Source organism: Shewanella chilikensis (genome assembly GCF_002836945.1).
Lineage (GTDB): Bacteria > Pseudomonadota > Gammaproteobacteria > Enterobacterales > Shewanellaceae > Shewanella > Shewanella chilikensis.
The window spans coordinates 54,997-81,331 of the sequence record NZ_NIJM01000017.1; the positions used below are offsets into that span (position 1 = coordinate 54,997).

A 26,335-nucleotide genomic window follows, 5' to 3' on the forward strand; every position below is an offset into this window, starting at 1 on the left:
CTTTTCTTTGTTATATCAGAGCCCTGTCAATAATGCTAACTCAGAGCATTTTCATCTTGCTGATTGAGCTCCTGCAGATGGCAATCGATATAGCGGCTGCGTTTTTTGAACTTGAGTTTGTCCAAGTCTACCAGCACCAAGCCATCGATACAGTCGGCAAAGTCGGCATCCACTCCAAAGGCGAGGAAGCGCACCCCATCAGGCTGACAAAGTTCGCCGTATTGCTTGTAGAGAGTAGGCACTGCGGCTCCCATACTGGCAAGGGTCTGCTTGAGCTGTTTAAACGCGTCTTGATAATCTGAATCGATATAGAGTTTGTCCAGCTCAGTCTGGCGCTCAGGTGACAGACCAAAAGGCGCGAAAGACTGTGCCAGTTGTGTTTTACAGGGAAACTGCTGCAGGTAGAAGTGTACTAACATCTCCTTGGCTGGTGCCGGCAGTTGGTTGCTTATGGTCACCGGCCCGAACAGATAGCGGTAGCCGGGATGACGAGCCAGAAAGGCACCTATGCCGTACCAGAGGTAATCGAGACTGCGCTTTCCCCAATATTTAGGCTGTACAAAGCTGCGGCCGAGTTCCAGGCCCTTGGCGAAATAGGGCGCAAATTCTGTTTGATAGTGAAACAGTGACTCACTGTAGAGGCTTTCTCCGGCGCTGTGCAAGTTCGCAACTTCGGCAAAGCGGTAGGCGCCGACTATTTCCAGCTCCTTGGGATCCCATAGCACCAGGTGCAGATAACTGGAGTCGTACTTGTCTATGTCTCTGCGTTTTCCCGTACCTTCACCCACGGCGCGAAAAGCCAGTTCCCGCAACCGACCTATTTCCCGCATCACAGGGCTGCAGCCCTGATGGCGGTAGAGGAAAATCTGCTTGTCATCCTGAGTTTGGCCAAGCTGCTCGCACAGCAATAAAGCCTGTTGCAATTCACGACGTTTTTCCGGATGGGCGATGGCGCTTTGGGTGTTGAACAGTGGGCTGCGGTTCTTGCCGATGCGATAGAGGTGGTTCTTCAGCAGACTGACCCGGGTTTTGAGCGGGAAGTCACTGCCGCTGACCGCTTCGGCCGGGATAAGCTCGCCGATACGCACCGGCAAAGTGTTACTGGCTTGTTTAAACATCTCCTTGACCAATAGCAGAGTAGCCAAAGGTTTATATAACATGGAAGCGCCGTAAAAGGTGGCCGAGTTCTTGGCATCGACATACATGGGCAGCAGCGGCGCATTGCAGCTGATAGCCATCTTCAGGAAGCCGGTCTGCCACTGTGTATCGCGAATGCCGTTTGGTCTGAGCCGGGAAACCTCACCCGATGGAAAAATGAGCAAGGCGCCTTCACTGCGCAAATGTTGATGGATCTTCTCCAGGTGTTGTCTGGGGGTTCCGCCAGTCATATTGCGAACCGGCAGCAGGATGTTGTGCAGTGGCGTCAGTGTCATCAGCAGCTCGTTGGCAACCACTTTAATGTCAGGCCTGACTTCGCTGATAAGTTTTATCAGCACCAGAGCATCCAGCGAACCTATCGGATGATTGGCGAAGATAACGACCCGGCCCTGATGGGGAATGTTTTCCACCTCACTGTCCGGCACCGTATAGCTGACGGCAAAGCTTTCCAGCACTTGTTCAACAAAATCCACGCCCTTGAGAAAACTGAATTGGCCAGCGATATCATTGCACTCCCGCTCATTGAGCAGATAACGCAGTAAGGCCTTGGTTGGCTTGGCGAGCCAAGGCTTGCTGTTGATATTGGGCAGATTGGATTCCACGACTTTATCGACGGTAAACATCATAATGGGGTACCTGATTTAAGCAGCTTGTTGTTCTTGTCCCTGCCAGGCGAAGCGTTTCAGTACTTCGGTCCGGCCCAGTTGTTCATTCCAGCGCTCGAGTTGCAGTTCGCCCTCAAGGGTTTCAGTCAATAGGGTGCAGTTCTCTACCCAGTCACCATCATTGGCATAGATAAAGCCGCTCATTTCCGTGAGCTCAGGCTGGTGAATATGACCACAGATGATGCCGTCCACCTTCTGTTTGCGACCATAGCGCACTACGGCTTCGCGAAAACTGTTGATGGCTTGTTGAGCCTTGCCGACTCTTTGCTTGATAAAGCCGGCCAAAGACCAATAGGGATAACCGAGACGGCGGCGAACCTTGTGCAGATGGCGGTTAAGAAACATCAAGACATCGTAGAGGTGATCGCCGAGACGGGCGGTGATACGGCCGATACAGACTTCGGAGTCAAACTGATCGCCATGCAGCATTAGCAGGGTTTTGCCGCTCAGGGTTTGATGTCGGTACTCTTTGCTGATAATGACATCGGCGAGTTGCAGCTGGTGGTAGTCCTTAAACAGCTCGTCATGGTTGCCGGGCAGATACACAAGTTTGATGCCGCTCTGCGTCATCTGCAGCAGTTTTTGCAGCAGTTGGTTGTGACTCTCGGGCCAGAATACCCGGCGTTTGAGGGCCCAGATGTCGACTATGTCCCCCACCAAATACAGCACCTTGGGTTGAACGCTGTTTAGGAAATGCAACAGGTATTCGGCCTTGCAGTCAATGCTGCCCAGGTGAATATCCGAGAGCCAGAGGGCGTTGAGCTTGGTGACAGACTCGGCTGCGCGGCGGGAGTATGGGTGAAATGTCGATGGTTTGTTGACCAATGACTTGCTGCCTTTCATCGCGGCTCCTGGATAAAACCAGTGAAACGGGTTTGACTGTGAAAGACTCTAAGTCAGCTATTTGACCTTGAAGTGACGTCTTGATGACCTTATTGTGACGCCCTGGAACTTGCCTCGATATCATAGGGCAATATGATGCGAAACTCGCTGCCATGCCCCGGCGCACTGATCAGACGGATCTCGCCGCCAAGCACTTGAGTCACCAGGTTATAAACTATGTTCATTCCCAGACCACTGCCGCCTTGACCACGTTTGGTGGTAAAAAAGGGAACAAAAATATTCTGTTGTACCTCGGTATTCATGCCGCAGCCATCGTCACGATAGACAAGCTCTATACCACAATCGCTACGGTTGACATCAAGCGACATCTGTCCCTCGCTTCCTTCTGGAAAGGCGTGTACCAGCGAATTGGTAAACAGGTTGCTGATAATTTGGTAAAAGACGCCCGGAGTGGAGTTGAGGGTGATGTCGGCTGGGCATTGATAGCTGTACTTGTGAGGCGAGCGGTGCAGCATGGGGTTGAGCGACAGGAAAATCTCATCCAGATAGTGCCCCAGGTTAAATTCCCGCAGTTCTTCATGGGACTGATCGACGGAGAGTTGTTTGAAGCTGCGGATCAGCTTGGCGGCGCGCTCCAGGTTGGTCAGCATCAGACGGCTGCAGTCGACCACTTCATTCTGGTACTGTTCGAAATCCTGCTGATCGACATCCTCGGCGTAAAAGCGTTTGTTGAAGGCTTTAACATTCTCCGCCAGATGCGAAGCCGCGGTGACACAGATACCTATGGGAGTGTTGACTTCATGGGTGATGCTGGCAACCAGACCACCCAGAGTGGCCATTTTCTCCTTATCCAGCAGTTCAGACTGCGCCAGTTGTAACGCTTCCAGGGTGTGGTTCAGTTCATCATTGCTCTGTTGCAGCGCTTCAGTGCGCTGTTTAACCCTCAGCTCCAACTCCTGATTGAAGCGGCGCAGTGCCGATTCGGTTTCTTTCAGTTTCTGAATATCCTTGATGGTTCCTGTAATCCTTAAAGGGCGCCCCTTTTGATCCCTGGTCATGACCCGGCCACGATTGAGTACCCAAAGCCAGCGCTCATCACGGGTTTTGCCGCGATAGCTGAGTTCAAATTCTTGCCGGCCTTTATGAAGGCAGGCATCAATCTCGGGCCAGATGAGCGGCAAGTCCTCTGGATGGACACAGCGCTCCAACGTATCTTTCAGGTGGGTTTCGGGCTCGGGATACCAGAGAAATGCGTTATTGCGATTGGCCTCCTGTGCCTGCAAATCCCAATCCCAAAACTCATCGCCACTGCCGATAAGTGCCAGTTGCAGCTTTTGCTCGCTGCTCGCCACCTGTTGCAGCAGTTTTCGTTGCTCAATAAACTTCTGCCACCTGTTATAGGCAAAGCCAAATATCAGGCTCAGCAACAATAAGCTGTAAATAGTATAAGCCCAGGGGCTTTGCCAGGGCCTGGGGGTTATGCTCAGCTGCAGGCTCTGCGCCGGGCTGGTATTGCCGTCAATATCCACGGCTCTGACCATAAAGCGATAGTCACCGGGTTTGAGCGCCGGAAAGAAGGCGGTTCTGGCCCCCCGGGTATTGAGCCACTCCTGCTGCATGCCTTCGAGTTTGTATTGATACTCAAGATGCCTGGCGTGATGCAGGTTCGGACTGTGGAATTTGAGACTCAGCGGCAAGGCATCAACCCCCAGAACCAGTTTCTGTCGGCTCCAGGTCTTTGGTGCGTGCTCTTGTGTCTGCCCCAGCGCCTGCAGTTCATCTATGATCGGCTGCTCAGGTGGTTTCCTTGCGGTTATAGCGGGGGGCTGAATATGGTTGAGGCCTTTTACACCGCCGAGAAACAAGCTACCGTCCCGATCGAGAAACCCGGCACCAAAGTTGAACTCGTTGGCTTGCAAGCCATCTTCATAAGCAAAATTCCGGCTTGTGCCTGTTGCGGGATCCAGCCATGACAGGCCGCTGGCGCTGCCAATCCAGAGTTTGTTGTCGGCATCATGTTGCATCAGGTAGGCAACATCGCCTATCAGGCCATGTTGGCGGTCAAACATTTGATACTGCCCGCTATCCGGGCTGAATGAGAATACGCCGTCGCTGGATGCTACCCATAACTGTCCATCCGGATGTTGGTAGATGGAAAACAGATGCTTGCTGGGTAGAGGGACTTCAGTATCCGTGGACCAATGAGATACACTGCCATCCGGCTTGAGCCTGAATAGGCCTTCACCGTAACTGGTGATCCAGATATTGCCGCCGTTATCCTCCAGTATCGAGGTGGTTTCTGTTTTTGGCAGCGGCGTGGCATCCGGCGCGGCAAAGCCTTTTACGATACCAAGATAACGGCTGACTCCGGCTTCTTTGGTGGCTATCCAGGCGATGCCACTTTGATCAAAGGTTAAACTGTAGAGGGTGTTGGCCGGTAGTGAGCCCGGTTCATTGGCCTGATGGCGATAGTGCAGATAGCTGTCGCGCTCGGCATTGAAGATCAGTAAGCCTTCGCCCCGGGTGCCAATCCACAGCCGGCCCTGACTGTCTTCTTTGATAAAACCGATAAAGGCCTTATCCAGCAGTTGGCTTGCCAGCGGCGAGGGTTTGAAGCCTTGAATTTTGCCCGAGTCAGACTCCAGTGCCTGATAAAGGCCGCTGGCGGTGCCGACCCAGAGTTGCCCCAGATGATCGCGAAAAATCGCTCTGACATCGCCATTACCCAGGTTGTGGCTTTCGAAACTGTTGGGGAGCAGTTTTCCCATGGCTTCCTGATTGAGATCCAGCTTACCGAGACCGGCTCCCTTGGTTGCTATCCAAAGTTGGTTGCTGTCATCCAGATGCAGCGTCTGAATGGTCTTGCCATCGCTGTTTGGTTGCCAAAGAAGCTCCCGGGTTTGAGGTGTAAACCGCACTAGACCGAATTTATCCACCGCCAACCAGAGCCGTTGCTGTGGATCCAAAACCATATGTCGAATGCCGGCATCGCCAAGTTGGTTGATGGAGTAAGGTACAACTTCGGTTCCCAAAGACCAGTGCCAGAGTGCTCCTTTGCCCGCGAGCCATAAACTGCCGTCTTTGGCCTGTATCAGAGACTCGACTTGAGCAAGTGCTGGCAATATTGTCATCTGTTGCCATGACTTGCTGTCATCCAGCTGCCAGAGCGAGTCTCCTGCAAGATACAAGTCGCCGGAAGGCGTTGCATAAAACCTCAGTTGTGAAACGGCATTGGTCTGAAGCTGCTGGCTACCCAGGCGTTGGCGGCGTTTGGGGTCGTAGCGCCAAACCTTGGCATCATCCATCAGCAGCCAGAGCATGCCTTGCTTGTCTTCTGCCAGCTCGCGGATCCCGGTCAGCGGCAGATCGGCTTCGGCACCCAATATTTCAAAGCGACCACTGTCCGGATGATAAAGATTCAAGCCATCACTCAAGGTCAGCAACCACAGCTCATCTTGGCTTGAAAACAGCAACCTTTCAATGTGATTGCCACTGGGACCGTAGGGGGCGTCTTGCTTACTGTAGAGCCTGAAGTGTTCACCATCGAAACGGTTCAATCCGGCTTGAGTGGCTATCCAAAGATGACCGCGATCATCTGTGGCGAGGTCATTGACAGTATTCATCGACAAGCCGTCTTCGGCCTGAAATTGCTCAAGGACGGGGCGATAGCCCAATGACGGCGTCAGGCTATCGAGACACCAAAGTGCCGTAAAAAGGAGTAGAAGCGCAGAGATTTTCACCGAAAAGCCTCAAAAACGAACTTTTTTCAGTGTAGATGCTGGTGGCTCAAATGCGAATTTTGTCAGCACATTCTAGTGCTTATAAATAAAACGGCCACATGTAGCGGCCGTTGTCGTGAAGTCCGGTTAAATGGCTTTTAGAACAGTAGATGTGCCATCCCGGCAATGACAGGCAGGGTGACCAGGGTACGCAGCAGGAAGACGGCGAACAGCTCCCAAATTTTCACTGGTATCTTGCTGCCGATAAGCAAGGCGCCTACTTCACTCATGTAGATCAATTGGGTGACCGACAGCGCCGCAATCACAAAGCGTGTCATGTCGGCTTCTATGCTGGTGGCCAGAATTGAGGGGATAAACATATCGGCAAAGCCAACGACTATGGTCTTGGAGGCCTGGGTGGCTTCGGGAATTTGCATCAATTCCAACAGCGGAATAAAAGGCATGCCGAGATAGTCAAATACCGGGGTGTATTCGGCGATGACCAAAGCTATGGTGCCTATAGCCATTACGACAGGGAGCACCCCGAAGATCATATCGATGACATTCTTTATCCCTTCGGAGAGCACCTTGAATATACCGCCGGTATTGGCTGCCTTGGTGAGCGCCAGATCCAGCCCCCAGGACAGGGAGTTATGGCCTTCGGGCAGCGACTCATCATCTTTCTGCCTGGGGCTGCCATCAACATAGACATCTTTCTTGCGTGACAGCGGCGGCAACTTGGGTACAACTATGGCGGCAACAATACCGGCCAGGCAGACGGTCAGGTAAAAGGGCACAAACATCGCCTGCAGTTTTACTTGAGTGAGCACCACAAGGGTAAAGGTGATGGAGACTGCCGAGAAGGTAGTGCCGATAACCGCCGCTTCACGTTGGGTGTAGAAGCGGTTTTCATACTGCTTACTGGTTAGCAGAATACCGACACTGCCATCCCCGAGCCAAGAGGCCATGCAGTCGATGGCGCTGCGTCCCGGCAGGTTGAACACCGGCCGCATCAATTTGGTCAGCAAGGTACCGAAGAGTTCCAGCAGGCCAAAGTTGAGCAATAAAGGCAGGAACATACCGGCAAAAAAGAACACACAGAAGAGCAGCGGCAGCAGGTCATTCATCACCAAGGCGCCGGTGGAATCCGCTCTGAGCATCTCTGGGCCAACCTGGAAGAAGGTCAGGCAGATAAATATAGCTCCCAACACTCTGACCAAGAGCCAGGCAGGGCTGATATTCAACAGGGAATTGAGAAACTTGCTGTGGCGAACGAAGCCGGGACGAAGGAGTTTTACCAACACACTGGCCGTGGCCATAAATACCACTATGGCGCAAATTATGCCGGTCAAATAATCATTGAGCAAACTTTTAAGTTCACCGGCCAACACAGCTACAGGGATCGTCAGTTCGTTGTTATAACTGATAGGTGTCATAAAGAGTAAGACACCGAGCAGAGATGGCACCAGGAAGGTGAGTATGGTTGCTATGTTGCGGGGTTGTTTTTCGCTTGCCACGTTTGTTACACCCTGAATTTACACTAATGAATGAGTAAAAAATTACTCGCCAGGGGCAATATTGGCTTTGGATGCATTTTCATTCAGCCAGCCCCAGAATTTAAGGGGGCAAGATTACCCCCTTAATGCGGCTATGTAAATTCATTCGCTGTCAGTTCTGTCTCTTTGATCACAACAGCATAGTTATTAGCAGTCTTTGCGTAATTATTGTTTGAGCAGTTCCTAATGAAAAAGTCTTCAAAAATAAATAGTTAAATAGTTGTTGCTCAAGCCGGATCCGGGCTTGAGCGTTAACCGAAGGTTTGTCTCAGATTTAGTGACCTGTCGGCACTGGCCTTTAATTGCAATACGGCTTGCTCTACTTGACCTAGGGCAGAAACGTTGTCATTGGTGGCGCCATGAATCATCTGGATGCCGTTTGCTATTTCCTGTACCACTTGCCCCTGCTGGGTGGCTGCCACGGCATTTTGTCTGGCGAGATCGTGTATTTCACTCATTCCCTGGTTAACTGTGTTGATGGACTCAACTGCCGATAATGCTTCGGTTGCACATTTCTGTGCTTGCTGTCTACTGGCTTCCATCTCAGTGGCCCACTTGGTCAGCATGTTGAACATAGTCTCTATGCTGGCTGAAATGCTTTTGGTGGACTCTTGGGTGCGAGCCGACAAGGCTCTGACCTCGTCGGCGACCACGGCAAAGCCGCGTCCTTGCTCACCGGCTCTGGCTGCTTCTATGGCCGCATTGAGGGCCAGTAGATTGGTTTGATCGGCAATGGCATCGATTTCCGACATGGCATTGGCAACCTGCTGAGCTTCATCGTTCAGATGCTTGGCATTGGAAGCCGCTCTGGCTACATCATCGGCCAGGTGGAGAATATGTTCGCTGTTCTGATGCATCACATCCCGGCTTTGGCGGCAGAGACCATAAGCCTCATCTATACGGCCAGAAGTTGCTCGGGTATTGTCGGCTACCTCGCTGATAGTAGCGTGCAACTCTTCAATGGCGCTGGCAATTTGATGCATCTGTTGCTGCTCCAGATCCATACCGACTCTGGCCTGCTCGGTGGCCACCACTAATTGAGCGGCAATATCATTGGTTTTAAGCGCCTGATCCTGAGTCCGGCCCAATACGCCTTGAAGCATGGCAGCTTTACGTTGTAACTGGAATTCGAGCACAGATGAGGTATCGTGCCCGGCATAGATGAAGCGACTGACAGAGTCGTACTCTTGCTTGAGTGTTATCAGTCGGGCGGGAATACGAAAGGCTTCGTCATAGAAGATTGCCAGATTGAGCGCCATCAGTATGGCTCCGGCCAACATCACGCCCCAACCCCAAATATAACCACAGAGCAGCAGACCTGCCCCGGCCATCAGTGCTGAAAGTAAGCGTTTTTGTGTCAGCGTCAGTGGATCTTTAACTACTTTCCCTTGGTTCAGGCGGCGGTAAACTTTGATGGCCCGCTTAACAGTCTCTTGGCTTGGCTTAACTCTGACGGATTGATAACCAATGATTTTTCCCTGCTCAAAGATAGGAGACACGAAAGCATCGACCCAATAAAAGCCACCGTCTTTACAACGATTTTTGACCAACCCTCGCCAGGATTGGCCAGCCTTGAGGCATTGCCACATTTCGGTAAAGGCCAACTTGGGCATATCGGGATGGCGAACCAGGTTGTGACTGTGGCCCAATAACTCGGCTTCAGAGAAACCCGATATCTTGGCAAAGGCAGGATTGACGTAAGTGATAACGCCGCGAAGATCTGTAGTAGAGATGAGTTCGTCGGTGGATTGCAGACAGACTTCCCTGTCTGTAGTGGTGGAATTCCTTCTGGACATCTTTATTCCGGCTCAGAGTTAGTGGCCCTATGTCGATCCGGGCCTTATTATTACTTTAAGTGTGATAAGCATAACATTTTTGTGGTTATTGGAGTGAGTGCTTTTTTGACAAATATTCTAGAAACCAGTATTTGCATATCATTGATATGAATACTAATTGTAAAATTCGGCGGTCAGAGTTTTGGCCGGGATAAAACGCTATAAACAGACAGACTATCGGCTGGCTACAGTGAAATCTGCTGCCGCTTTTTTTGCCCTTGGATAAGTCATAACAATTTACGTGGTTGTCATCATCTTGACGATTAGAATCAATATCATCAGTTAGTTACTGAATATGCCAGAGCATCAACGAACCTGAATCTATACTCTGACGCCAAAATGCAATAATTCGACCGGGAGCGACTTTTGTTGTTTAAACTCGGGTAAATAAGCGATCAGTAACGCAAAAAGACCTTGCCCGGACTTTAAAAAAAATCTGGAGCATGTAAGTTAGACTGCAGAAACCTAATCTGGGGCAAACACTGGCATGTTAAGAAGACAGAGACTGGCAAGAATGGCGTTGAGCTTTGGTTTGCTGGGACTCTTTGGACTGCTGCTGGGCCTGGGGTTGGTTGTCTGGGGCTATCATAGTAGCGATGGGCGGGACTTCAGTTTACTCAATCACAGTTTGAGTGAATTGGGCAGTTATGGTCATTCATCTTTGGCTGTGGTTCTCAATGGTGGCCTGTTCTTCGGCAGCTTGAGTTTGGTACTCTGCTGGTTGTTTACCCTGCAGCTATCTCGCCAATTGAGTGGTCATCTTCTATATCTCAGTTTGACTCTGACTTGCATGGCGCTCGCCGGGGTGGGTTTATTCCCGGTCAATGTCTATCACCTCCACACTATGATGCTGAAGTGGTTTTTCATCTTTGGCAGTATCAGCGTAGGTTGTTATTTAATTTATCTAGTGCAACGTCCCTTTGTCGCAGCAACCTTATGGACTTTGATCCCGGCGCTTATCAGCGGCATCAGTTTGGGGGCTTTTCTGATTTTGCCATATCTGGAGCTTGGTATTACCGAGGGGGACAATCCTTTTTACTATGAGTTGGTACTGCAATTACCGCGGCCCGATTTTTGGTTACCGGCGGTGCTCGTATGGCTGGGACTCGGTAGTTTTATGCTCTGGGTCCTGTGTTTGCTGCTGTGTACAAAAGAGGCTCCCGATGAACAGGAGCCTGTTGAAAGTCCATATTAAAGGCTGGAAAGTCCAAAGTACCGGCTTGCTTAAGACCTAACGTCTATAGTCCATGCCTGGCGCGCCGTGCCAGTATCCATTACAGGCTTCTTTGCCTATTTCAGGGTCGACTTCACTCCCTGCACCTTGCCGTAAAGATTCTGCCAGAGCGATAGAATCATGGCCATCCGGTGATACCCTGAACCAGTCAACGCCCAAACGTTCCATTTCTGGAATATCCCGTCTGAGATCGCAGCGGCCTGCCGACTGAGTCTGGATACCATTGAGTCGCAATAGCGGCTGTTGCTCCTGGGTTTGGGCGACCAGGCCTTTGGGGTGCTGGATGCATATTGTCTGACAGTCATCTTTGGCTAGTCCCTGATGGCGGGCGGTGAAGCAGCGAGCCGAGTGGGCCAAGGGCAGATAACCATAGCCCAATAACTCGACTTCAAAGCTTGGTGTCGGAGTGATGACTTTCTGTAGCCAAGTCTTCGACAGTTCAATGGGCATCACAAAGCGCCGCATACCCCATTGATGCAGCTTGTCCAGGCTGGCCCTATTGTAGTTATTGATACTGGCGCCACAGACAAAGGGCAGTCCCTGCTCTCGCGCCATACCTACTGCAGCCATATCGTTGGCTTCAACAATAAACTCGCCATTATCGAGTTGTTTCTTAAGCTCTTTAAGCTCTGATTGTGCTTCTATCAAGGCCAGGGTAGAAAGTACAACCTGTTTACCGGCATCTTTGAGTTCATGGGCCAGGGCCAGATAATCGGCAAACTTCATCTGCCTGCGGCGGCTGCAAACGGCTTCTCCCAGATAAACCAGTGGAATAGTGCTGTCTGCAACTTCACGGTAGAAGGCCTGTACCTGTGTTTTGGGCCAGCAATAAAGCAGCGGGCCAAGAGAAATATTCATAGAAAACTTCCTATTGCCAGCTGCGCTCGTAGGCACCCAGCGTAGTGGTTTGTCCCTCGGAAACTTTGGCCAGCGCGGCATGCCATTCTGGTTTGGATTGGAACCGCTCAGGTGCATTTTGATAGGTGTCCAGAGCCTGACGCCAAACCCGGGTAACCTGTTCTACATAGGCGGGGCTGCGCTGGCGGCCTTCAATTTTGAGCGACACTATGCCAGCCTGAGCCAGGTCTGGTAACAAGTCCAGGGTATTGAGGCTGGTGGGGGACTCCAGCAGGAACCCTGGTTGGCTGTCTTCTTCGGTCAAATAACGTCCCTTGCACACAACCGGGTAACCCATCTGTTCATTCAGTCCCGAGCTGTCAATCAAGACTTCGTTGAGGCGGGTCTGGCGACAGCCTTGATTTTCCTGCCAGCGCACATGTTTTGCCGGTGAGCAGGAGCCACCTGAATTGGGCGATTCCCCGGTCACATAGGAAGACAACTGACAGCGGCCTTCGGCCATGATACATAGACTGCCGAAGGCGAACACTTCCAGATCAACCGGACTGGCTTTGGCGAGATCCTTGACTTGCTTGATGGAAAGCACTCTGGGGAGTACGGCGCGCTCAATGTTGAATTCACGCTTATAGAGTGACAAGGCGCCGATATTCGTGGCGCTGGCTTGTACCGATAAATGCAATGGCAGGTGAGGGTAGTGGCTATGGGCATAATCCAGCAGCGACAGATCGGCCATGATCAGCCCATCAATATCAGTGTTGGCAGCCAGATCGACGGCTTGATACCAACGTTTCTCTTCACCCGGTTGCGGAAAGGTATTAATGGTCAGATACAGTTTGCGCCCTTGTGACTTTACCTCTTTGGCTGCCTGTTGCAGCTTGGTCGGTGTGAAGTTCAACCCGGCAAATGAGCGGGCGTTGGTGTCGTCTTTCAGCCCCAGATAGAGGGCATCGGCGCCGGCGTTGAGAGCGGCCTTGAGTGAAGCCAAGTTCCCGGCCGGACACAGGAGTTCCATGTTAATTTTCTCCCTAATTACAAACAAAGCCGCAGTTTATCGACCTTTGGATCTCATAGAGTTGATATAAAACAGGTTTATGATCATAAAACTTGGTTAGACTGCCGGAGTTTAGGCTTTTTTATCAGGAGTAACTCAAGATGCGCACGGCTTTAGCCGCCAAGGCGGCGCGCGATATTCTCACCCTGGCTCCCAAGTTGGCCGGGAAACCGCTGACTTTGGTTCCTTTCACTATCAAAGCGAGTGTACTGCAACAGTTATTGGCGGTATTGCTCAGCGAACAGGTTCAGGATGGCGAGTTGGATTTTCTTGAAGGGCAATGGGTTGGCGTTCGGGTCGAGGATATGGAATTGGCATTTGAAGTCAGTTTTGAGCAAGGTTTCAAGGTGCGACCTTTTACGGCACCGGAAGTCACCTTCAGCGCCAATAGCGCCGAACTCTTGCTGGTAGCAGCGGCCAAAGAGGACCCTGACACCCTGTTTTTCCAGCGCCGACTCAGTATTGAAGGCGATACCGAATTGGGGCTCGAGGTTAAAAACTTGCTGCTCGGCATAGATGTTCAAAGTATGCCAAAGGGGGTGAAGCTGATGTTGGATAAGCTGGCCAATATGCTGACCACACTCCTGCAAAGTTCACAAACTGCACCTCAATGGGCCTGACAAACAGTAAAATCCTGACATAAAAAAAGCGACCCATTTGGGTCGCTGTCAGAGTTCAATCTAAACTCTGGATGGTGCGCTAGAAACCATCTTGAAGGGAGGATAATGATGAAACACTCGGTTCACTAATTCTGACTGCCGATTTTTCCGCGAGTTCCCGCACCAAGCAAAATAATTCAGTTTTATTTGCTTCACGCCTATCTGTAGTTCACCAAAAAGTCTGTCACATTATGGTCTTACAGTGAGTTTGATTCAGCTTTTTCATTTTCTTGAATGGCAATATTGGCATTAACTATTTATCTATCCGAATGAGTCGAGCTGTAGGATAAAAAAATGGCAACCCAAGGGGCTGCCATACAAACTCGTACAAAACTGATTCGTACAAAAAGTCGTGCAAAGAATGAAAACCCGCTGCGCTAGCGTCGGGCCCCCATCCAAGGGAGGTGATGATGAAACACTTAAAAAAGGTTCTGTTATTCAGAGTCGGCTTTGATGAAAAAGTTTCCTTGAAGGAGAAATTTTTTTGCTGGCCTTGGTATGCAATGAAAAACCGGGGATAAAAAAATGGCAACCCAAGGGGCTGCCATACAAACTCGTACAAAACTAATTCGTACAAAATTAAGTCGTGCAAAGAATGAAAACCCGCTGCGCTAGCGTCGGGCCCCATCCAAGGGAGGTGATGATGAAACACTTAAAAAAGGTTCTGTTATTCAGAGTCGGCTTTGCCGAAAAAGTTTCCCTGATGGAGAAATTTTTTATGTCAGTCCTGGTTTGTGGTGAAAAATACCAAAATTCAGAGACATAAAAAAAGGCAGCCATTAGGGACTGCCTTATGATCTATCGAAGATCAATGGGGCCGCGCTAGAAGCCCCTTAGGGAGAATGATGAACATGAAAAAGTAAATTCACTGCTCATTATGTTGGAGTCTGTAGTGATGTTTTGGTTCCCCCTGAATGGCGAAAAATAATCATGTTTTTTTAATTGGTTTATTTTTCAATTAATTATCCTGTAACAGCTGGAGAATCTGTTCACGCAGAGCCTCGGGTTTGGTTGTGGGAGCATAGCGCTTGATGACTTTGCCATGGCGATCGACCAGAAATTTGGTGAAATTCCATTTAATTCCTTCCGAACCCAACACGCCAGGGGCCTGCTGCTTGAGCAGTTTAAACAAGGGATGAGCATTGGGGCCATTGACTTCCAGCTTGGCAAACAGTGGGAAGCTCACACCAAAATTCAATTCGCAGAAGGACTGGATCTCCTGCTCATTGCCCTTTTCCTGAGCACCAAACTGGTTACAGGGAAAGCCGAGTATCACCAGGCCTTGGTCTTTGAATTCCTGATACAGGCTTTCCAATCCGGCATACTGAGGGGTAAAGCCACAGGCACTGGCGGTATTGACCAGTAACATGACCCGGCCTTGAAATTCGCTGAGATCCGTTTGTTGTCCTTGGATATTCTCCAGTGGGATAGCGTATATTGAGTTAGACATAGTGGCTCCTTGGTTGAAGCTTTACTATATAACACAATTTCCATTGTCAGCAATTTATTGGTGTGCAATTTAAATTTTGGCCCAAGCGCATACTAAAAAGAAAGAGGAGAGTTGAGTGACACAAACAGCAGCCGAGCCGGAGCTTCAACCTCAAGCAGAAGTGGGGCAGGTGGTACAGCAGTTAACGCTATTGGAGGGCGAAGCTCAGGCCGAGGTTTTTGGTGAGATCCTTGAAGAGGCCGAACCTGGCACTATAGCCTTATTGCTGGAATCCTTGCCGCTGGATGAACGCTATGAGCGCTGGGATCAGATAGCCTTCGCCGTGCGGCCTGCAGTGCTCAGCTTGATGCGCGCCGAACCCAGGATGAGCCTCCTTAGGCAGATGTCGGTGGAAGAGGTGGATCTGTTGCTGGCGCAGTTGTCAGCTGAAGAGATGATTGAATGGAGCGATTATCTGCCCGACAGCTTTATCGACCGCGCTTTGGCGCAAATGGGTGAACGGCAACGCAAGCGCTACGAGCTTTATGATCAGTACTCGGAAAATGAAATAGGTCGTTATACAGAGCATCAGGCCTTGGTGCTCAGTAACAAGAGCCGGGTGGAACAGGCGCAACGTTTTTTCCGCCGTATTGACTTGGATTGCTGCGAAAATCTCTATCTGGTGGATGAGGATAATCACTACCAGGGAACCGTCAGTCGCTATGAGATTTTTCGCCAGGATCCACAAACCCCGCTTATTTCGCTTATTGAACCGGACAGCCGGGTATTGTCGGCCGACTCATCCTTAATAGAGGCGGCCGAAGCGATAGAGCACAGCTCAGATATTGAGTTGCCGGTGGTCGATGAAGAAGGCACCTTAATCGGCCGCTTGACGCTGCGAACGGCAACCGCCTTGGTCAGGGAACACTATGAAGCGCGTTTGATGGCTTCGGCCGGTATGGATGAGTCTGACGACCTGTTTGCGCCCATTGTCAAGGGCGCGCGTCGCCGTGCCATTTGGCTGGGGATCAATCTACTGACGGCATTTTTGGCCTCTGCCACCATAGGTTTGTTCGAGGATGTATTGGCAAAAGTAGTGGCGCTGGCGGTATTGATGCCGATAGTGGCCTCTATGGGGGGGATTGCCGGCTCGCAATCATTGACCTTGATGATCCGCGGCATGGCGATGGGACAGATTTCCATAGGCAACCTGTTTTCCTTGATGAAGAACGAACTCGGAATAGGGGCACTCAACGGCATTCTCTGGGCCATACTCATAGGTTTGGTGGCCGGGCTCTGGTTTGACGATAACCTGATTGGTATGACAATAGCCGTAGCAATTTTGGTCAATATGCTGGTTGCGGCCTTGGCCGGGGTGGCAGTACCCATGATATTGCAGAAATTCAATCAGGATGCCGCGCTTTCCGGCTCGGTGATTCTGACCACTGTCACGGATGTTGTCGGCTTCTTTACCTTCCTTGGATTGGCGACCTTGTTGTATCTATAGTCGTTAGCTTTTTATGTGGCAGCATTTTATGGTGCAGCATTGGCCCTTCTGCAAAGTGAGCTCAATAGAAGACAGTCAAAAGAAAAGGGAGCATAGGCTCCCTTTCACATAAGGCTTTGAAAACTATTGGGCGACAACGGCGTTGAAGTCTTGCACAGTGTCGGTTTGGTTGCTCAGGGTGACCTGATGCAATTGAGGGGCAGGGTTGGGAATGATGAGACCATCATATTGCTCGGGATCGTCATTTTCCGCGCTGCAGCTGAAGGCTACTGTATAATCCCCGGCGGGAATAAAGCCAAAGGCGTATTTGCCGAAGTTACCCGCTTCATACTCCACTTCGACCGAGTTATATGGCACTACCGCGCCTTCTGGTACGGCATTCTGATTGACATCCGGATCCAGGTTGTCGGTCAGCAGTGTTGGGTCCAGATCGTGGCCGGGATAGAGGTAGACAAAGTTGCCGCTATCGGCAGCACACTCACCTGCGTTGAACAGGTTGATATCCACCTCACCGGACAAGGAAGCCACAGTCGCGTTGTCGACTATAGTCACGCCATGAGGCTTGAGGTTGTAACGCTGGCCATTTTGGTTCTCCACCAGACTACGGCGCAAGTCAAACTCTATGGTAAAACGCTGAACGCCGGCGCTGCCGACCTCAAAGCTGCCCAAACGCAGTTTATTACTGGGTTGTTTGAGTGGCACTTGACCGGTTTCGTCGATCACATAGCTGAGATCTGAACCGACCGATTCATCCAATACATGCAGGATGAGTTCTGAATAAGTGCCTACTTCCAACTCGGCATCGCTGAGGATGAGGGCGCTGTCGCTGCCTTGATATTCCAGCAGATCCAGTTGGCGGTAGTCCTCGCCATTGGCGCCGGAGACCTCGAGGAGGATGTTATCCTGTCCTGCCCTTACCAGCTCAATTTTGTCAAATGCCACTACCACTTTTTCGGCGCTGTCGACCGGGGCATCAGACACGGCAAAGCTGACTTTGGCGGTATCAGGCGTCGGTGTCGGCGGGGTGTCATTGTCGCTGCCGCCACAGGCAGTCAGCAGCAGGCCTGAGCCACAAAGCAGTGCGATACTTGAGATACTATGGTTCATCTTGTTTCCTCTTGTTGTTTCCCGGAGCGTGACAGCTACCCAGTTACCTGGAGTTACTCAGAGAATTGTGTTTGTTGTCTGCCATAAACTCCCTCAATGGGGCTAAGATACTAACTAATTGCGGCTTTTACCTGTAGTCATACGTTAATCTGGTTAAGCCGAGGTTAAGTTTTATCGGGGCGCCTTTTCAATAGCGCACATATCCACCAAGTATAGTCACCAAAGGAGTATCTATGCCTAATCCTGTCCAGGAGATCACGCTTTCCCTGGCTCAAAGCCCTGACCTGACTGCAGCCGCCTGCGCTTTGGTGGACAGTCGCGACGATAATGCTCACCCCTTGGATCATCAGGCCTTTATGGCGTCCCGCGCCGTGATAGTGGCGCAGAACGTGGCCGGGGAGCTGGTGGGCTGCGCTGTGATCAAGGCCGGTCGCGGAGATATCGCCGAGCTCGGATATTTAATGGTGCGCCCCGACTATAGACGGCGAGGGATTGCGGCGGCCCTGACTCAAAAACGGATCCAAATCGCCCGGGAAATGGGTATCCGGCTATTGTTTGCTACAGTTAGAGAAGAGAATCGTGCCAGTCGTGATAATTTGCTCAAGTCCGGGATGCAGTTTTGGGGTAATTATCTGAGTATCAGGGGCACAGGCAATACTGTGGGGTGGTACTTTTTGGTGTTGGATAACCAAGTGGATGTCACTACAGAAATGCTCAAGTTGGTGGGGGATAGGGTCAGAATCGATTGAAGTTACACTTTTTCGTCACCGGAGCGTGGCAAACTGGCATTTCTTGACAGGATTTTATCACGAATGCTGTGAGCTGGATTGCAAAATGTGGTTCACCGAAATAGAGTTAAATCATTAACAATAAAAAATAGATTCAGTGCCTTGGGCGTTTGTGTACTCAAGGATAAGGATACCGCCATGGCCTTGGACGGAAATCGATTTGCCGACAGACAAACGTTCGCCCTTCAATATGGATAAACACCCAGGTTCCCTGCTCAGGCTATTGCTGGCGTTTGTTCTGCTCCAGTTCAGTGTGAGTGCCTGGGCCACTCAGGTGCTCGACAACAGCTACATTCTTAAGGCTGAGCCACAACAACTGGCACCGACTTCGTTCGAGGCGGTACCAGCCTGGATCCGAGAGCAACAGGAAACCAGCTTGAGTTTGACCGGCGGCAGTTACTGGCTGGTGCATCCTTTACGAGTGGCAAGTCGTGAACAGACTTGGGTCATAGACGTACGCAACTCCATTATAGAATCCATTGATCTTTTGCTGCTGGGGCAAGACGGCAGCAAACAGCAAGCCCACTCGGGTTATGATGCCGACTATCAGTATCTGTTTGATTACGGAAGGCGGTTTACCATCAAGCCGGGGATAGATTATTGGCTGGTGGTCAAGGTTGAAAGCCGTTACTACTCATCGGCACCCGAGATCCGCCTGGCTCCGGAAAGGGAACACAGGCTCAGCGCCGACAGGCATGCCACAGCCGTGGTGCTATGCCTCGGTGGCTTGATTTTTATCGCCTGCTATAACCTGTTCATCTTCTTTACCACCCGCGACAAGGCATTCTTCTGGTACGGTCTTTATGTGCTGGCCTACTTCTGTGGCTGGGCCCTGACCTTCCACTTGCCCGCGCACCTGTTTCAGTTCCGGCAACTCGAGTTGCACCACCTGTTCTTTATCAGCCTGCCCATATTGAACATTTTGTTCTATAACAATTTTTTGCAGCTTTCTCTCTATTCGCCCAAGCTTTGGCGCCTCAGTCGCATCTTGCTGTGGGCCTGCGTGCTGGCTCTGCCTACCAGTATCTGGCTTTTGTCCTATACGGCGATTATTGCCTCTGTGCTTATCATGCTCTGGATTGGGCTGGCGATAGTTTGCGGTAATGTCTGTCTGATGAAAGGCTTCTCGCCGGCACGCTATTTCATTATGGCTTTCAGCTGTTTGCTATTGCCGGCAATCATCATATTGCCCGGTAACATGGGTATCACCCCGGACTTCTTTGAGTATGCCGAGCTGGCGACTCTGCTGGGCGGCACTGCCGATGCTTTGCTGCTGTCCCTGGCGTTGGCAAGTAAGCTTAAACTCTTGTCGGAAGAGCGCCAGGAGTATATCCGCAAGTTGGGTATTGCTTGGGAGCGGGCCCGCAGTGATAGCCTCACAGGTCTTGCCAACCGCTTGGCCTATGATGAGAGTCTGGCGGATACTTGCCTGAGTAGTGGCATGCCCAAGCCGGGATATCTGTTGGTATTGCTGGATATTGAGGGGCTGAAACGGGTCAATGACACCCTGGGGCATGGGGAAGGGGACAGGCTGCTGCTGGCGGTAGCAGAAGAGTTACAAAGCTGGTCTGAAGCCAAGTTCAAGCCTTTTCGCATTAGTGGCAATGACTTTGCTTTGCTGCTGCCGGAAGCCGAGGCGCAGCAACTGCAGAACTTGCTGCCGAGGCTTGAGCAGCGTATTGCCAGTGAAGGTTTTGCCGAGCTCTGTGTCAATCATGGCTCTGCCACCAGTACAGATAAAGAAAAGATCCAGGATTGGGTCCGCGCCGCCGACAAAGACTTGTATCAGTGCAAGAGTCTGCGTCGCCGTGAGCTGCACGCCAGACAACTGGCTGCAGCCGAAGGATTGCCCCGCTGAACTCACGGGGCTAATTCCTAGGCTAAGTCCGGCGCTAAGTCAGAAGCTCAGTCCGGAGCAAGTCCAAAGCTGAGTCGAACCGGCTAAATCTCGCCTGTATGCCTATCAGAAGTCTTCTTCACCCTTGATATGGCGCGGATAGCCACAAATAGCCTTGGAAGTGTGCATACCCGCCATGGTTGCGGCTTCGACGCAGCCCACATTCAGCCCTGTTTTTATCCAATCGCCGGTGACATAGAGGTTGTCCAGCCCAGTACCGTCTGTGGTGATGCGAAAACGCGAGCTATCTTTCACCGACAACACATACCGCTCGGACGGGTCGATATTGGCACGCCAGTATTGGCTGTCAAAGCGCTGTTGTCCTTGACGCTCCTCTGGGTCGTGCAGCCAATCCCAGACAAAACCATTTTTGGCTTCCGACCAGAGATTGCCTATTTGATGCTCGAGTTGCCCCAGAGCCCCGGACTTGGCCAAGGCATTCATTTGCTGGTTAAAGTTACTCTGCTCTTTGGGGGGATATTCGGCAACCGGCAGTGCTGAGCAGAAGTAACTGGCATTCTTGACACTGCCTATCGGCCAGCTTTCTTTGTCAATCAATTGATCCATGCTGGCCCAGGTGTCATAGGGCTCGCTGAAGGCCGACAGCACAGGCTCTTCGCCGGAAGCCGGGAAGAGCTGCCAGCCAAGGCCGTTGAGATCTGTGTTGAGCCACAGCTGATAGGCCTGGGTCGCCACGGTTTGCACCTTGGCCACAGCTTGGGATAGCGCCGGACTTTGGGTCATCACCTCTTTAGCTACATGAGGAAGGGCTCCTATGGATAGACCGAAGATCACCTTGTCAAAATCCACCCCCTTACGCAGCTGTTTCACCGGCAGAGCGTGGCCGGTTTCTTGCTGGTACAGCTGCGGCCAATCACTCCAGAAGTGTTCCAGGTTGACCCGGTTTTCGGCAATTAATCTGGCTTGAGTTTCATCCAGTTGTGATAGCAGAGGCTCACTTGGCCAGCAGCCGAGTCCTTTGACATCCACCAGCGGCTGATACTCGCTGAGTCCGGGTTTGAGGCTGGCCTGCTCCACTATCTCTATGCTGCTGACGGATTGCCCCTGACAATGCAGCTGTTGTACCTGATGGAAGAAGTGAAAATGCACTCCGCGGCGTTTCAGCACTTCATAGTAGGGGGTGAATACTGTGTCGCCCATTCCGGCCTGCATTTTCCACATCACGCCCCCTTGGTAGCAGAGGGCAATTCGCAGCATGGAGCGGATTATGGTGCCGGCTTCCACATTGGGGCGGGAGAAATCGCCCTGTTCGTAGGCGAACACCAGATCGTAGAAGCCCCTGACCGGTGCGGAATCGACAGTGTAGCGCTCGCTGGCGCCATGGCGACGCAGCCATTCGCGGTAGTCATAGCCGTTGATAACATCGAATCCGCCCTTGAATACCCCATCGACAAACATCCCCTTGAGTATGGTCAGGCCGAGGTCGGCACCTATGTAGAGGCGCCTGAGCTCGTCATTGCCACTCAAGTGATCGCCAAAGCGGCGCTTGAGACGCCGATGCAGTATATCGACGGCATTCTCGATTAGGCCATCGTCCTCGACAGCCTGGTGGTGGTGTTCGTCACACTCTTGGCCTATCAACTGGTTGAAGCGGCACTCCAGCTTATCCCCCAGGGTTTCCAGGCTATCTTTGGCGTCATCCAGCGCCTCTTCGATGCGATCGTTCAGACGTTCAAACCAGTCGCGGGAGAACCAGTCTCTGGGGCTATCCTTGGCCACGGCCTCATCGACTTCATCCATCTGTTTTAACCATTGGCGGATCCAGTAGAAGGCCGCCTTGACCAATTTCCACAGCGTCAGGGTTTCTGTGCTGTCGCCGGGGATACCCGGCATGGGCGGGAACTCTATGGGCCAGCTCAGGCTGCGACCCTCTATCTGCTCCTGCAGCACAATAAAGTTATGGGGCTTGAAGGCTTCGACAAAGCTGGCCAGCGGCGCTTCATCCGCTCGCCCCAGTTCTTCATAGGCCTTGCGCATCAGGGCCGCGGCATTTTGGTAGAAACCAAACCAAATATGCAGCCCATGCTCTTCGATACGATCCCCCATGGCGGCATTGCGCCCGGAGGCTCCCTTGCCACCAATGCGCCAGCCCTGTTGATAGATATCTATCTGGTACCGGTTTTGCCAGCCAGGTTGTTCGGTCAGGCACATGGCAGCGGTAATGGCGGCAACGCCTCCACCGAGAATGGCAATTTTCTCTTTTTTGACCACAGAGTTGTCCACCAACACTTCGCCCGGCGGTACCTCAAAGTCAAAGTTCACATGGTAGGGCAGCAACACCTGCTGCTCGCCGAGTTGCACCCCCAGGGTGTCGGCCAGCGGGAAGCTGTCGTTGGCAAAGACGGTGGCCACCAGGGAGTTATCCAGCAGCGACAGATGATGCACCTTGTTGACTCTGGCGGGCGCCTGCAGCAGCGCCTGATATACCGCTTTAGTGCCGGAAGCATCGGGGAACTGTTTCAGGAAAACTTGCTCTACCGCAGGTTTGAACAGCAGTTCGAATACCAGCTCGGCTCCAAGAGCATCCAGATCGGGAATAAAGTCGGTTTGGGTCTGAATAAAGTCCCAGGTTTGGCCTATGGCTTCGAGTGGTGAGAGGGAGTTCTCCTGCTGCGGCCTGCACTTAACCTGGAGCAGTGGTGCCATTGCCAGTTCGGCATCCGGGGAAAATTTTTGAAAACTCTTGGCCGACAACGACAGCTCGGTCAACGGCTCATCTACGCCAGGCATCCGGTATTCGCAGGCGTATTTGGGATAACCAAACAGCTCGCGGCCATTGATCAATGCCATGGCATCATTGACCCAGATATGCAGCGGCTGAAACAGGATTTCGCTGATTTCGCCGGAATCTGGATTGGCCTGTTTACCCACCATCACCCAGGTGATGATATCGGTTTCCTGGATCCAACCCTTGTTGCGATCCACCTCGACACTGGAATAAGCCTTGGCGATTTGAGTGAAAGTTGTCAGTACATAGGGGGACAACACCTTGAAATACATCTTGTTGTTGGCGACCCGGTTCAGGGTTTGATCGACACTCCGTTGCAGATTGGCAAGCTTGCCCTTGAGGAAAAAGCCGTACATATCGGCCTGGGTTAACACCAGAGGAGAGTGCATAAGCACTGAGCCGGGAGGGTAGATAAAGTCGGGGCGTTGTTCGTTCATGGCGACCATCCTTGTGTACTGACGTTTGTCAGATTTATCTGACTGAATTAACTGAATAAACCTAGCGTATATTCATGCTCCTTACAATTACACGTTCGTTGCCTGATGTGTGTTCCTTAGTGTAAGCAACAGTAATAGGTTGCTGATTGACAGTGTTGCCTTCTCCACTTTCTATGGCTTGGCTGGAGTAAACTTCTTTTGGGCAACAATACTTATTGATGACTGGACATAACCGCCGGATTGGCGTTAATTTGAGCAGGTGAACAGTTTTTATTACTAGCAATGGATGAACCCAAGCATACGCACCGCCAGGTTAAGCGATATTCCTGCCATAATGGCGTTGAGATTGAATGTGCGCGAAAACCGCCTGCAGGATCCCGGGCGGATCACTCAAGCTTGCTATCTCAGCTATTTGACAGGTCGGCGGCGCACTTGGGTTGCAGAGGATGAAACACAACTATTGGGTTTTGTCTGTAGCGATCGTGATGATGCCAGAATTTGGGCGCTTTTTATCGCGCCGGAGTCGGAAGGAAAGGGCATAGGTAAGGCCTTGTTACAGCAAGCGGTTGATTGGCTCCATGCCGGAGGCTGCCATAAGCTACAACTCAGCACCGAACCGGGTACTCGCGCCGAAGGTTTTTATCGCCATCTTGGTTGGCAGTCTCTGGGGCTGACTGAAGAAGGTGAGGTGGGTTTCCTGTTGACTTCACCATCAGATTAAAGTGACTTGTGATCATGGCTCTGACATAGATTCACTCTACTGAAACCGGCATGACCTCTGTCATTTAATTTGGGCAGGCCAGGCCATCAGCGCCGTATTTGATCATCCCTGAGCTGGAAACCGTCACACTTCTTGAGCCATTGGCTTGCTTGGAAGGGCAATAGATAAAGGTCACTTCGCCTGTGGTGTTGCTGAGGCCATCGGCATGAAAGCCAACATTGCTGCCCACGATGGCATCCTTGCTGTCGATGCCTTCCACTACCCGCAATATTTTTTCGCTACTTCCGGCCTCGGTATAGACCTTGAGGCCATCATTAAAATTGGCGGCACAACCTGTATCACTCTGATAGCCACAAACTTTCACCTCCATACCATAGCTGATGGCCTGGTTGCGAGCGAAGGACAGGGCTTGTTCAATTCGGCTTATTTCCGACTTACTGCGATAGCTTTCATATAAAGAAGTGAGTGAGGGAACTCCCACAGACAGCAGTATGGCGGCAACAGCAATGGTGACCATGAGTTCGACCAGAGTAAAGCCGCTGATTCTGGAACTGGAAAAATGTACTACAGCCATAGTCAACTCTTCACGTGAATAGATACACTTAAGTATAAGTGAATGAGTTGTTAATTACAGTAATCTTTGCAAATCCTGTGCAGTGGTCGTTAATTCCACCAGCATCAACCATCCTGACAACTGATGTTTTTATCCTGAGAGTGGCGAATTCGTCCGGCTTGATTGATTATCAAGGCTTTTGAGTGGGGGCTATTAGCCTTACCAGGACAATACTTGAAGGTGCCATTGGTTCCTGATGCCAGTCCATCTGGCAGAAAGCGTATCGCTTTTCGGTTGTACTTGAGTATGTCTTTGCTATCAAAAACGCCGCTTTGAAACAGCAGCTTGTCGTCATCATCCAGGGTCAGATTACCGTTGCGGTCGCTGAAAACCGTAATCCCTTGCTGCCAGGCATCGGCTTCACAGCGGCCATCCTTGAGCACACAGACACTGACTCTGACACCATAACTGATGGCTTGATTACGGGCGAATTGCAGCAGTTGTTGTACTTGTTTGATACCGGTTTGAGCGCGATAACCTTCATAGAGCGACTTGAGTGATGGGGCCCCGACTGAGGCCAGTATTGCCAGCAGCACCATGGCGACCATGACCTCTAGCAGCGAAAAACCAAGTGGTAAATGACGCATAATCTCATCCTTGAGCGTTGGGCGGCCCGCATCCGGCGAACCTTAGTGTTAGTTTAGTCCAGGCAGTGGCTCGGCTCTGGTGTCCTTTTAGATGAGTTTGCACTAAATATTGCACTTGCTTACCTAAGGGATGAATAAGTACACCGAGTTGAACATGGCTACTACCAAAGAATAGGCCTTGGTTTTTTCATCTGAGCGGACAATCACTTCTTGCCCGCAGTATGTCGTGATAAGCTATTGCGATTGTATCCGAACAAGCAAAGTCGCGAGCTATTTCTCCGGTCAAATTGCCGAGGGAATGGTCATGAGTCGCAAAAGAATTCCAAGCCCTAAAGGAGTGCCTGATGAAGAAAGTGGAAGCCATAATCAAGCCGTTTAAACTGGACGATGTCCGTGAGGCGTTGGCTGAGATAGGAATAACCGGTATGACGGTTCTGGAAGTCAAAGGTTTTGGCCGCCAGAAGGGACATACAGAGTTGTACCGTGGTGCCGAGTATATGGTCGACTTTCTGCCCAAGGTGAAGATAGAGCTGGTTATTCAGGATGATCTGCTGGAACAGGCACTGGATGTGATTGTCGAAACCGCCCGTACCGGTAAAATCGGCGACGGCAAGATCTTTGTGACCGATATCGAACGCATTATTCGTATCCGTACCGGTGAAGAAAACGAAGAAGCGGTATAAAAACGAACGTAAAAAATGAGGTTCATTGCAGGTTAGCGTGAACTGAAAATGAAAACGGTTGGAGAGTTATTGTTTAGTTGCCAAATAAACACAATGACCCACTCCAATCGTTGTCGATGTCGAATATTACCTGCACTAGCTCAGACTTGTGCTGACAGTGTAGTGGTCAAGTTAATTGACCACTACAAGCCAATCACACTCAGAACCAAAACCACCGAATGTTCCTGCGTCCATTTAAG

The 26,335-nt window shown here is 51.2% G+C and carries 19 protein-coding genes; 7 read left to right on the forward strand and 12 right to left on the reverse strand.

The window, feature by feature from the left end; all coding sequences use genetic code 11:
• Positions 1-35: 35 nt before the first annotated feature.
• The 5 genes from CX651_RS08595 to CX651_RS08615 form a co-directional block, all read right to left on the reverse strand.
• A complete protein-coding gene (locus tag CX651_RS08595) occupies positions 36-1,784 on the reverse strand; it encodes a GNAT family N-acyltransferase (RefSeq protein ID WP_101055535.1) in 1,749 nt (582 codons plus the stop codon).
• 15 nt (positions 1,785-1,799) lie between these two features.
• Positions 1,800-2,666, reverse strand: coding sequence for a UDP-2,3-diacylglucosamine diphosphatase (locus CX651_RS08600; protein ID WP_101055536.1), 867 nt, complete (start codon positions 2,664-2,666; stop codon positions 1,800-1,802).
• Between the two features lie 89 nt (positions 2,667-2,755).
• Positions 2,756-6,406 (reverse strand): two-component regulator propeller domain-containing protein, encoded by a 3,651-nt coding sequence (locus CX651_RS08605; protein ID WP_146225975.1) that lies wholly within the window; start codon positions 6,404-6,406, stop codon positions 2,756-2,758.
• A gap of 137 nt (positions 6,407-6,543) precedes the next feature.
• The gene (locus CX651_RS08610) at positions 6,544-7,902 is read right to left on the reverse strand and encodes a YjiH family protein (RefSeq protein WP_101055539.1); all 1,359 of its coding nucleotides are present in this window, start codon (positions 7,900-7,902) and stop codon (positions 6,544-6,546) included.
• 290 nt (positions 7,903-8,192) lie between these two features.
• Entirely contained in the window at positions 8,193-9,737 is a 1,545-nt protein-coding gene (locus tag CX651_RS08615; protein WP_101055549.1) for a methyl-accepting chemotaxis protein, read from the reverse strand.
• Between the two features lie 526 nt (positions 9,738-10,263).
• On the opposite strand from CX651_RS08615, the gene CX651_RS08620 reads away from it, so the two are divergent.
• Positions 10,264-10,971, forward strand: a complete 708-nt coding sequence (locus CX651_RS08620) for a DUF998 domain-containing protein (RefSeq protein WP_101055554.1) — start codon at positions 10,264-10,266, stop codon at positions 10,969-10,971.
• A gap of 36 nt (positions 10,972-11,007) precedes the next feature.
• Here the strand turns inward: CX651_RS08620 and CX651_RS08625 are convergent, their stop codons facing one another.
• Positions 11,008-11,868, reverse strand: coding sequence for a U32 family peptidase (locus CX651_RS08625; RefSeq protein ID WP_101055557.1), 861 nt, complete (start codon positions 11,866-11,868; stop codon positions 11,008-11,010).
• 10 nt (positions 11,869-11,878) lie between these two features.
• Positions 11,879-12,880, reverse strand: a complete 1,002-nt coding sequence (ubiU, locus tag CX651_RS08630; RefSeq protein WP_101055558.1) for a ubiquinone anaerobic biosynthesis protein UbiU — start codon at positions 12,878-12,880, stop codon at positions 11,879-11,881.
• A gap of 140 nt (positions 12,881-13,020) precedes the next feature.
• On the opposite strand from ubiU, the gene ubiT reads away from it, so the two are divergent.
• A complete protein-coding gene (gene ubiT / locus CX651_RS08635) occupies positions 13,021-13,539 on the forward strand; it encodes a ubiquinone anaerobic biosynthesis accessory factor UbiT (protein WP_101055560.1) in 519 nt (172 codons plus the stop codon).
• Positions 13,540-14,536: 997 nt separating this feature from the next.
• Here the strand turns inward: ubiT and CX651_RS08645 are convergent.
• Positions 14,537-15,028: a glutathione peroxidase gene (locus CX651_RS08645; protein WP_101055563.1), complete on the reverse strand. Its 492-nt coding sequence runs from the start codon at positions 15,026-15,028 to the stop codon at positions 14,537-14,539.
• A gap of 115 nt (positions 15,029-15,143) precedes the next feature.
• Here CX651_RS08645 and CX651_RS08650 point away from each other — a divergent pair, with 115 nt between their 5' ends.
• Positions 15,144-16,514, forward strand: a complete 1,371-nt coding sequence (locus tag CX651_RS08650; protein ID WP_101055565.1) for a magnesium transporter — start codon at positions 15,144-15,146, stop codon at positions 16,512-16,514.
• Between the two features lie 123 nt (positions 16,515-16,637).
• On the opposite strand, the gene CX651_RS08655 is transcribed toward CX651_RS08650, so the two are convergent.
• Entirely contained in the window at positions 16,638-17,621 is a 984-nt protein-coding gene (locus CX651_RS08655; RefSeq protein WP_101055567.1) for a DUF4382 domain-containing protein, read from the reverse strand.
• 233 nt (positions 17,622-17,854) lie between these two features.
• On the opposite strand from CX651_RS08655, the gene CX651_RS08660 reads away from it, so the two are divergent.
• Entirely contained in the window at positions 17,855-18,370 is a 516-nt protein-coding gene (locus tag CX651_RS08660) for a GNAT family N-acetyltransferase (RefSeq protein WP_101055569.1), read from the forward strand.
• Between the two features lie 229 nt (positions 18,371-18,599).
• Complete coding sequence (locus tag CX651_RS08665) at positions 18,600-20,267, forward strand: GGDEF domain-containing protein (protein WP_101055599.1); 1,668 nt, start codon at positions 18,600-18,602, stop codon at positions 20,265-20,267.
• Between the two features lie 105 nt (positions 20,268-20,372).
• On the opposite strand, the gene CX651_RS08670 is transcribed toward CX651_RS08665, so the two are convergent.
• Positions 20,373-23,492: an NAD(P)-binding protein gene (locus tag CX651_RS08670; protein WP_101055575.1), complete on the reverse strand. Its 3,120-nt coding sequence runs from the start codon at positions 23,490-23,492 to the stop codon at positions 20,373-20,375.
• A 286-nt stretch (positions 23,493-23,778) separates the two neighbouring features.
• Between CX651_RS08670 and CX651_RS08675 the strand changes: the two genes are divergently transcribed.
• Positions 23,779-24,213 carry a GNAT family N-acetyltransferase gene (locus CX651_RS08675; protein ID WP_101055577.1) on the forward strand — a complete coding sequence of 145 codons (435 nt, stop codon included), beginning with the start codon at positions 23,779-23,781 and terminating at the stop codon, positions 24,211-24,213.
• Positions 24,214-24,277: 64 nt separating this feature from the next.
• Here CX651_RS08675 and CX651_RS08680 read toward each other — a convergent pair whose 3' ends face one another.
• Both CX651_RS08680 and CX651_RS08685 read right to left on the reverse strand, forming a co-directional pair.
• Positions 24,278-24,787, reverse strand: a complete 510-nt coding sequence (locus tag CX651_RS08680; RefSeq protein ID WP_101055579.1) for a GspH/FimT family pseudopilin — start codon at positions 24,785-24,787, stop codon at positions 24,278-24,280.
• Positions 24,788-24,891: 104 nt separating this feature from the next.
• Entirely contained in the window at positions 24,892-25,413 is a 522-nt protein-coding gene (locus CX651_RS08685; RefSeq protein ID WP_101055581.1) for a GspH/FimT family pseudopilin, read from the reverse strand.
• A gap of 344 nt (positions 25,414-25,757) precedes the next feature.
• Here CX651_RS08685 and glnB point away from each other — a divergent pair, with 344 nt between their 5' ends.
• Positions 25,758-26,096 (forward strand): nitrogen regulatory protein P-II, encoded by a 339-nt coding sequence (gene glnB / locus CX651_RS08690; protein WP_025009956.1) that lies wholly within the window; start codon positions 25,758-25,760, stop codon positions 26,094-26,096.
• The last annotated feature ends 239 nt before the right edge of the window (positions 26,097-26,335 follow it).

Excerpts from the sequence above, each read along its gene's own strand:
- ubiU (WP_101055558.1), bottom strand. The coding sequence starts at position 12,880 with ATGGAACTCCTGTGTCCGGCCGGGAACTTGGCTTCACTCAAGGCCGCT.
- CX651_RS08670 (WP_101055575.1), bottom strand. The coding sequence starts at position 23,492 with ATGAACGAACAACGCCCCGACTTTATCTACCCTCCCGGCTCAGTGCTT.
- CX651_RS08675 (WP_101055577.1), top strand. The coding sequence starts at position 23,779 with ATGAACCCAAGCATACGCACCGCCAGGTTAAGCGATATTCCTGCCATA.
- glnB (WP_025009956.1), top strand. The coding sequence starts at position 25,758 with ATGAAGAAAGTGGAAGCCATAATCAAGCCGTTTAAACTGGACGATGTC.
- CX651_RS08600 (WP_101055536.1), bottom strand. The coding sequence starts at position 2,666 with ATGAAAGGCAGCAAGTCATTGGTCAACAAACCATCGACATTTCACCCA.
- CX651_RS08680 (WP_101055579.1), bottom strand. The coding sequence starts at position 24,787 with ATGGCTGTAGTACATTTTTCCAGTTCCAGAATCAGCGGCTTTACTCTG.
- CX651_RS08615 (WP_101055549.1), bottom strand. The coding sequence starts at position 9,737 with ATGTCCAGAAGGAATTCCACCACTACAGACAGGGAAGTCTGTCTGCAA.
- CX651_RS08620 (WP_101055554.1), top strand. The coding sequence starts at position 10,264 with ATGTTAAGAAGACAGAGACTGGCAAGAATGGCGTTGAGCTTTGGTTTG.
- CX651_RS08645 (WP_101055563.1), bottom strand. The coding sequence starts at position 15,028 with ATGTCTAACTCAATATACGCTATCCCACTGGAGAATATCCAAGGACAA.
- ubiT (WP_101055560.1), top strand. The coding sequence starts at position 13,021 with ATGCGCACGGCTTTAGCCGCCAAGGCGGCGCGCGATATTCTCACCCTG.
- CX651_RS08625 (WP_101055557.1), bottom strand. The coding sequence starts at position 11,868 with ATGAATATTTCTCTTGGCCCGCTGCTTTATTGCTGGCCCAAAACACAG.
- CX651_RS08665 (WP_101055599.1), top strand. The coding sequence starts at position 18,600 with ATGGATAAACACCCAGGTTCCCTGCTCAGGCTATTGCTGGCGTTTGTT.
- CX651_RS08660 (WP_101055569.1), top strand. The coding sequence starts at position 17,855 with ATGCCTAATCCTGTCCAGGAGATCACGCTTTCCCTGGCTCAAAGCCCT.
- CX651_RS08655 (WP_101055567.1), bottom strand. The coding sequence starts at position 17,621 with ATGAACCATAGTATCTCAAGTATCGCACTGCTTTGTGGCTCAGGCCTG.
- CX651_RS08685 (WP_101055581.1), bottom strand. The coding sequence starts at position 25,413 with ATGCGTCATTTACCACTTGGTTTTTCGCTGCTAGAGGTCATGGTCGCC.
- CX651_RS08595 (WP_101055535.1), bottom strand. The coding sequence starts at position 1,784 with ATGATGTTTACCGTCGATAAAGTCGTGGAATCCAATCTGCCCAATATC.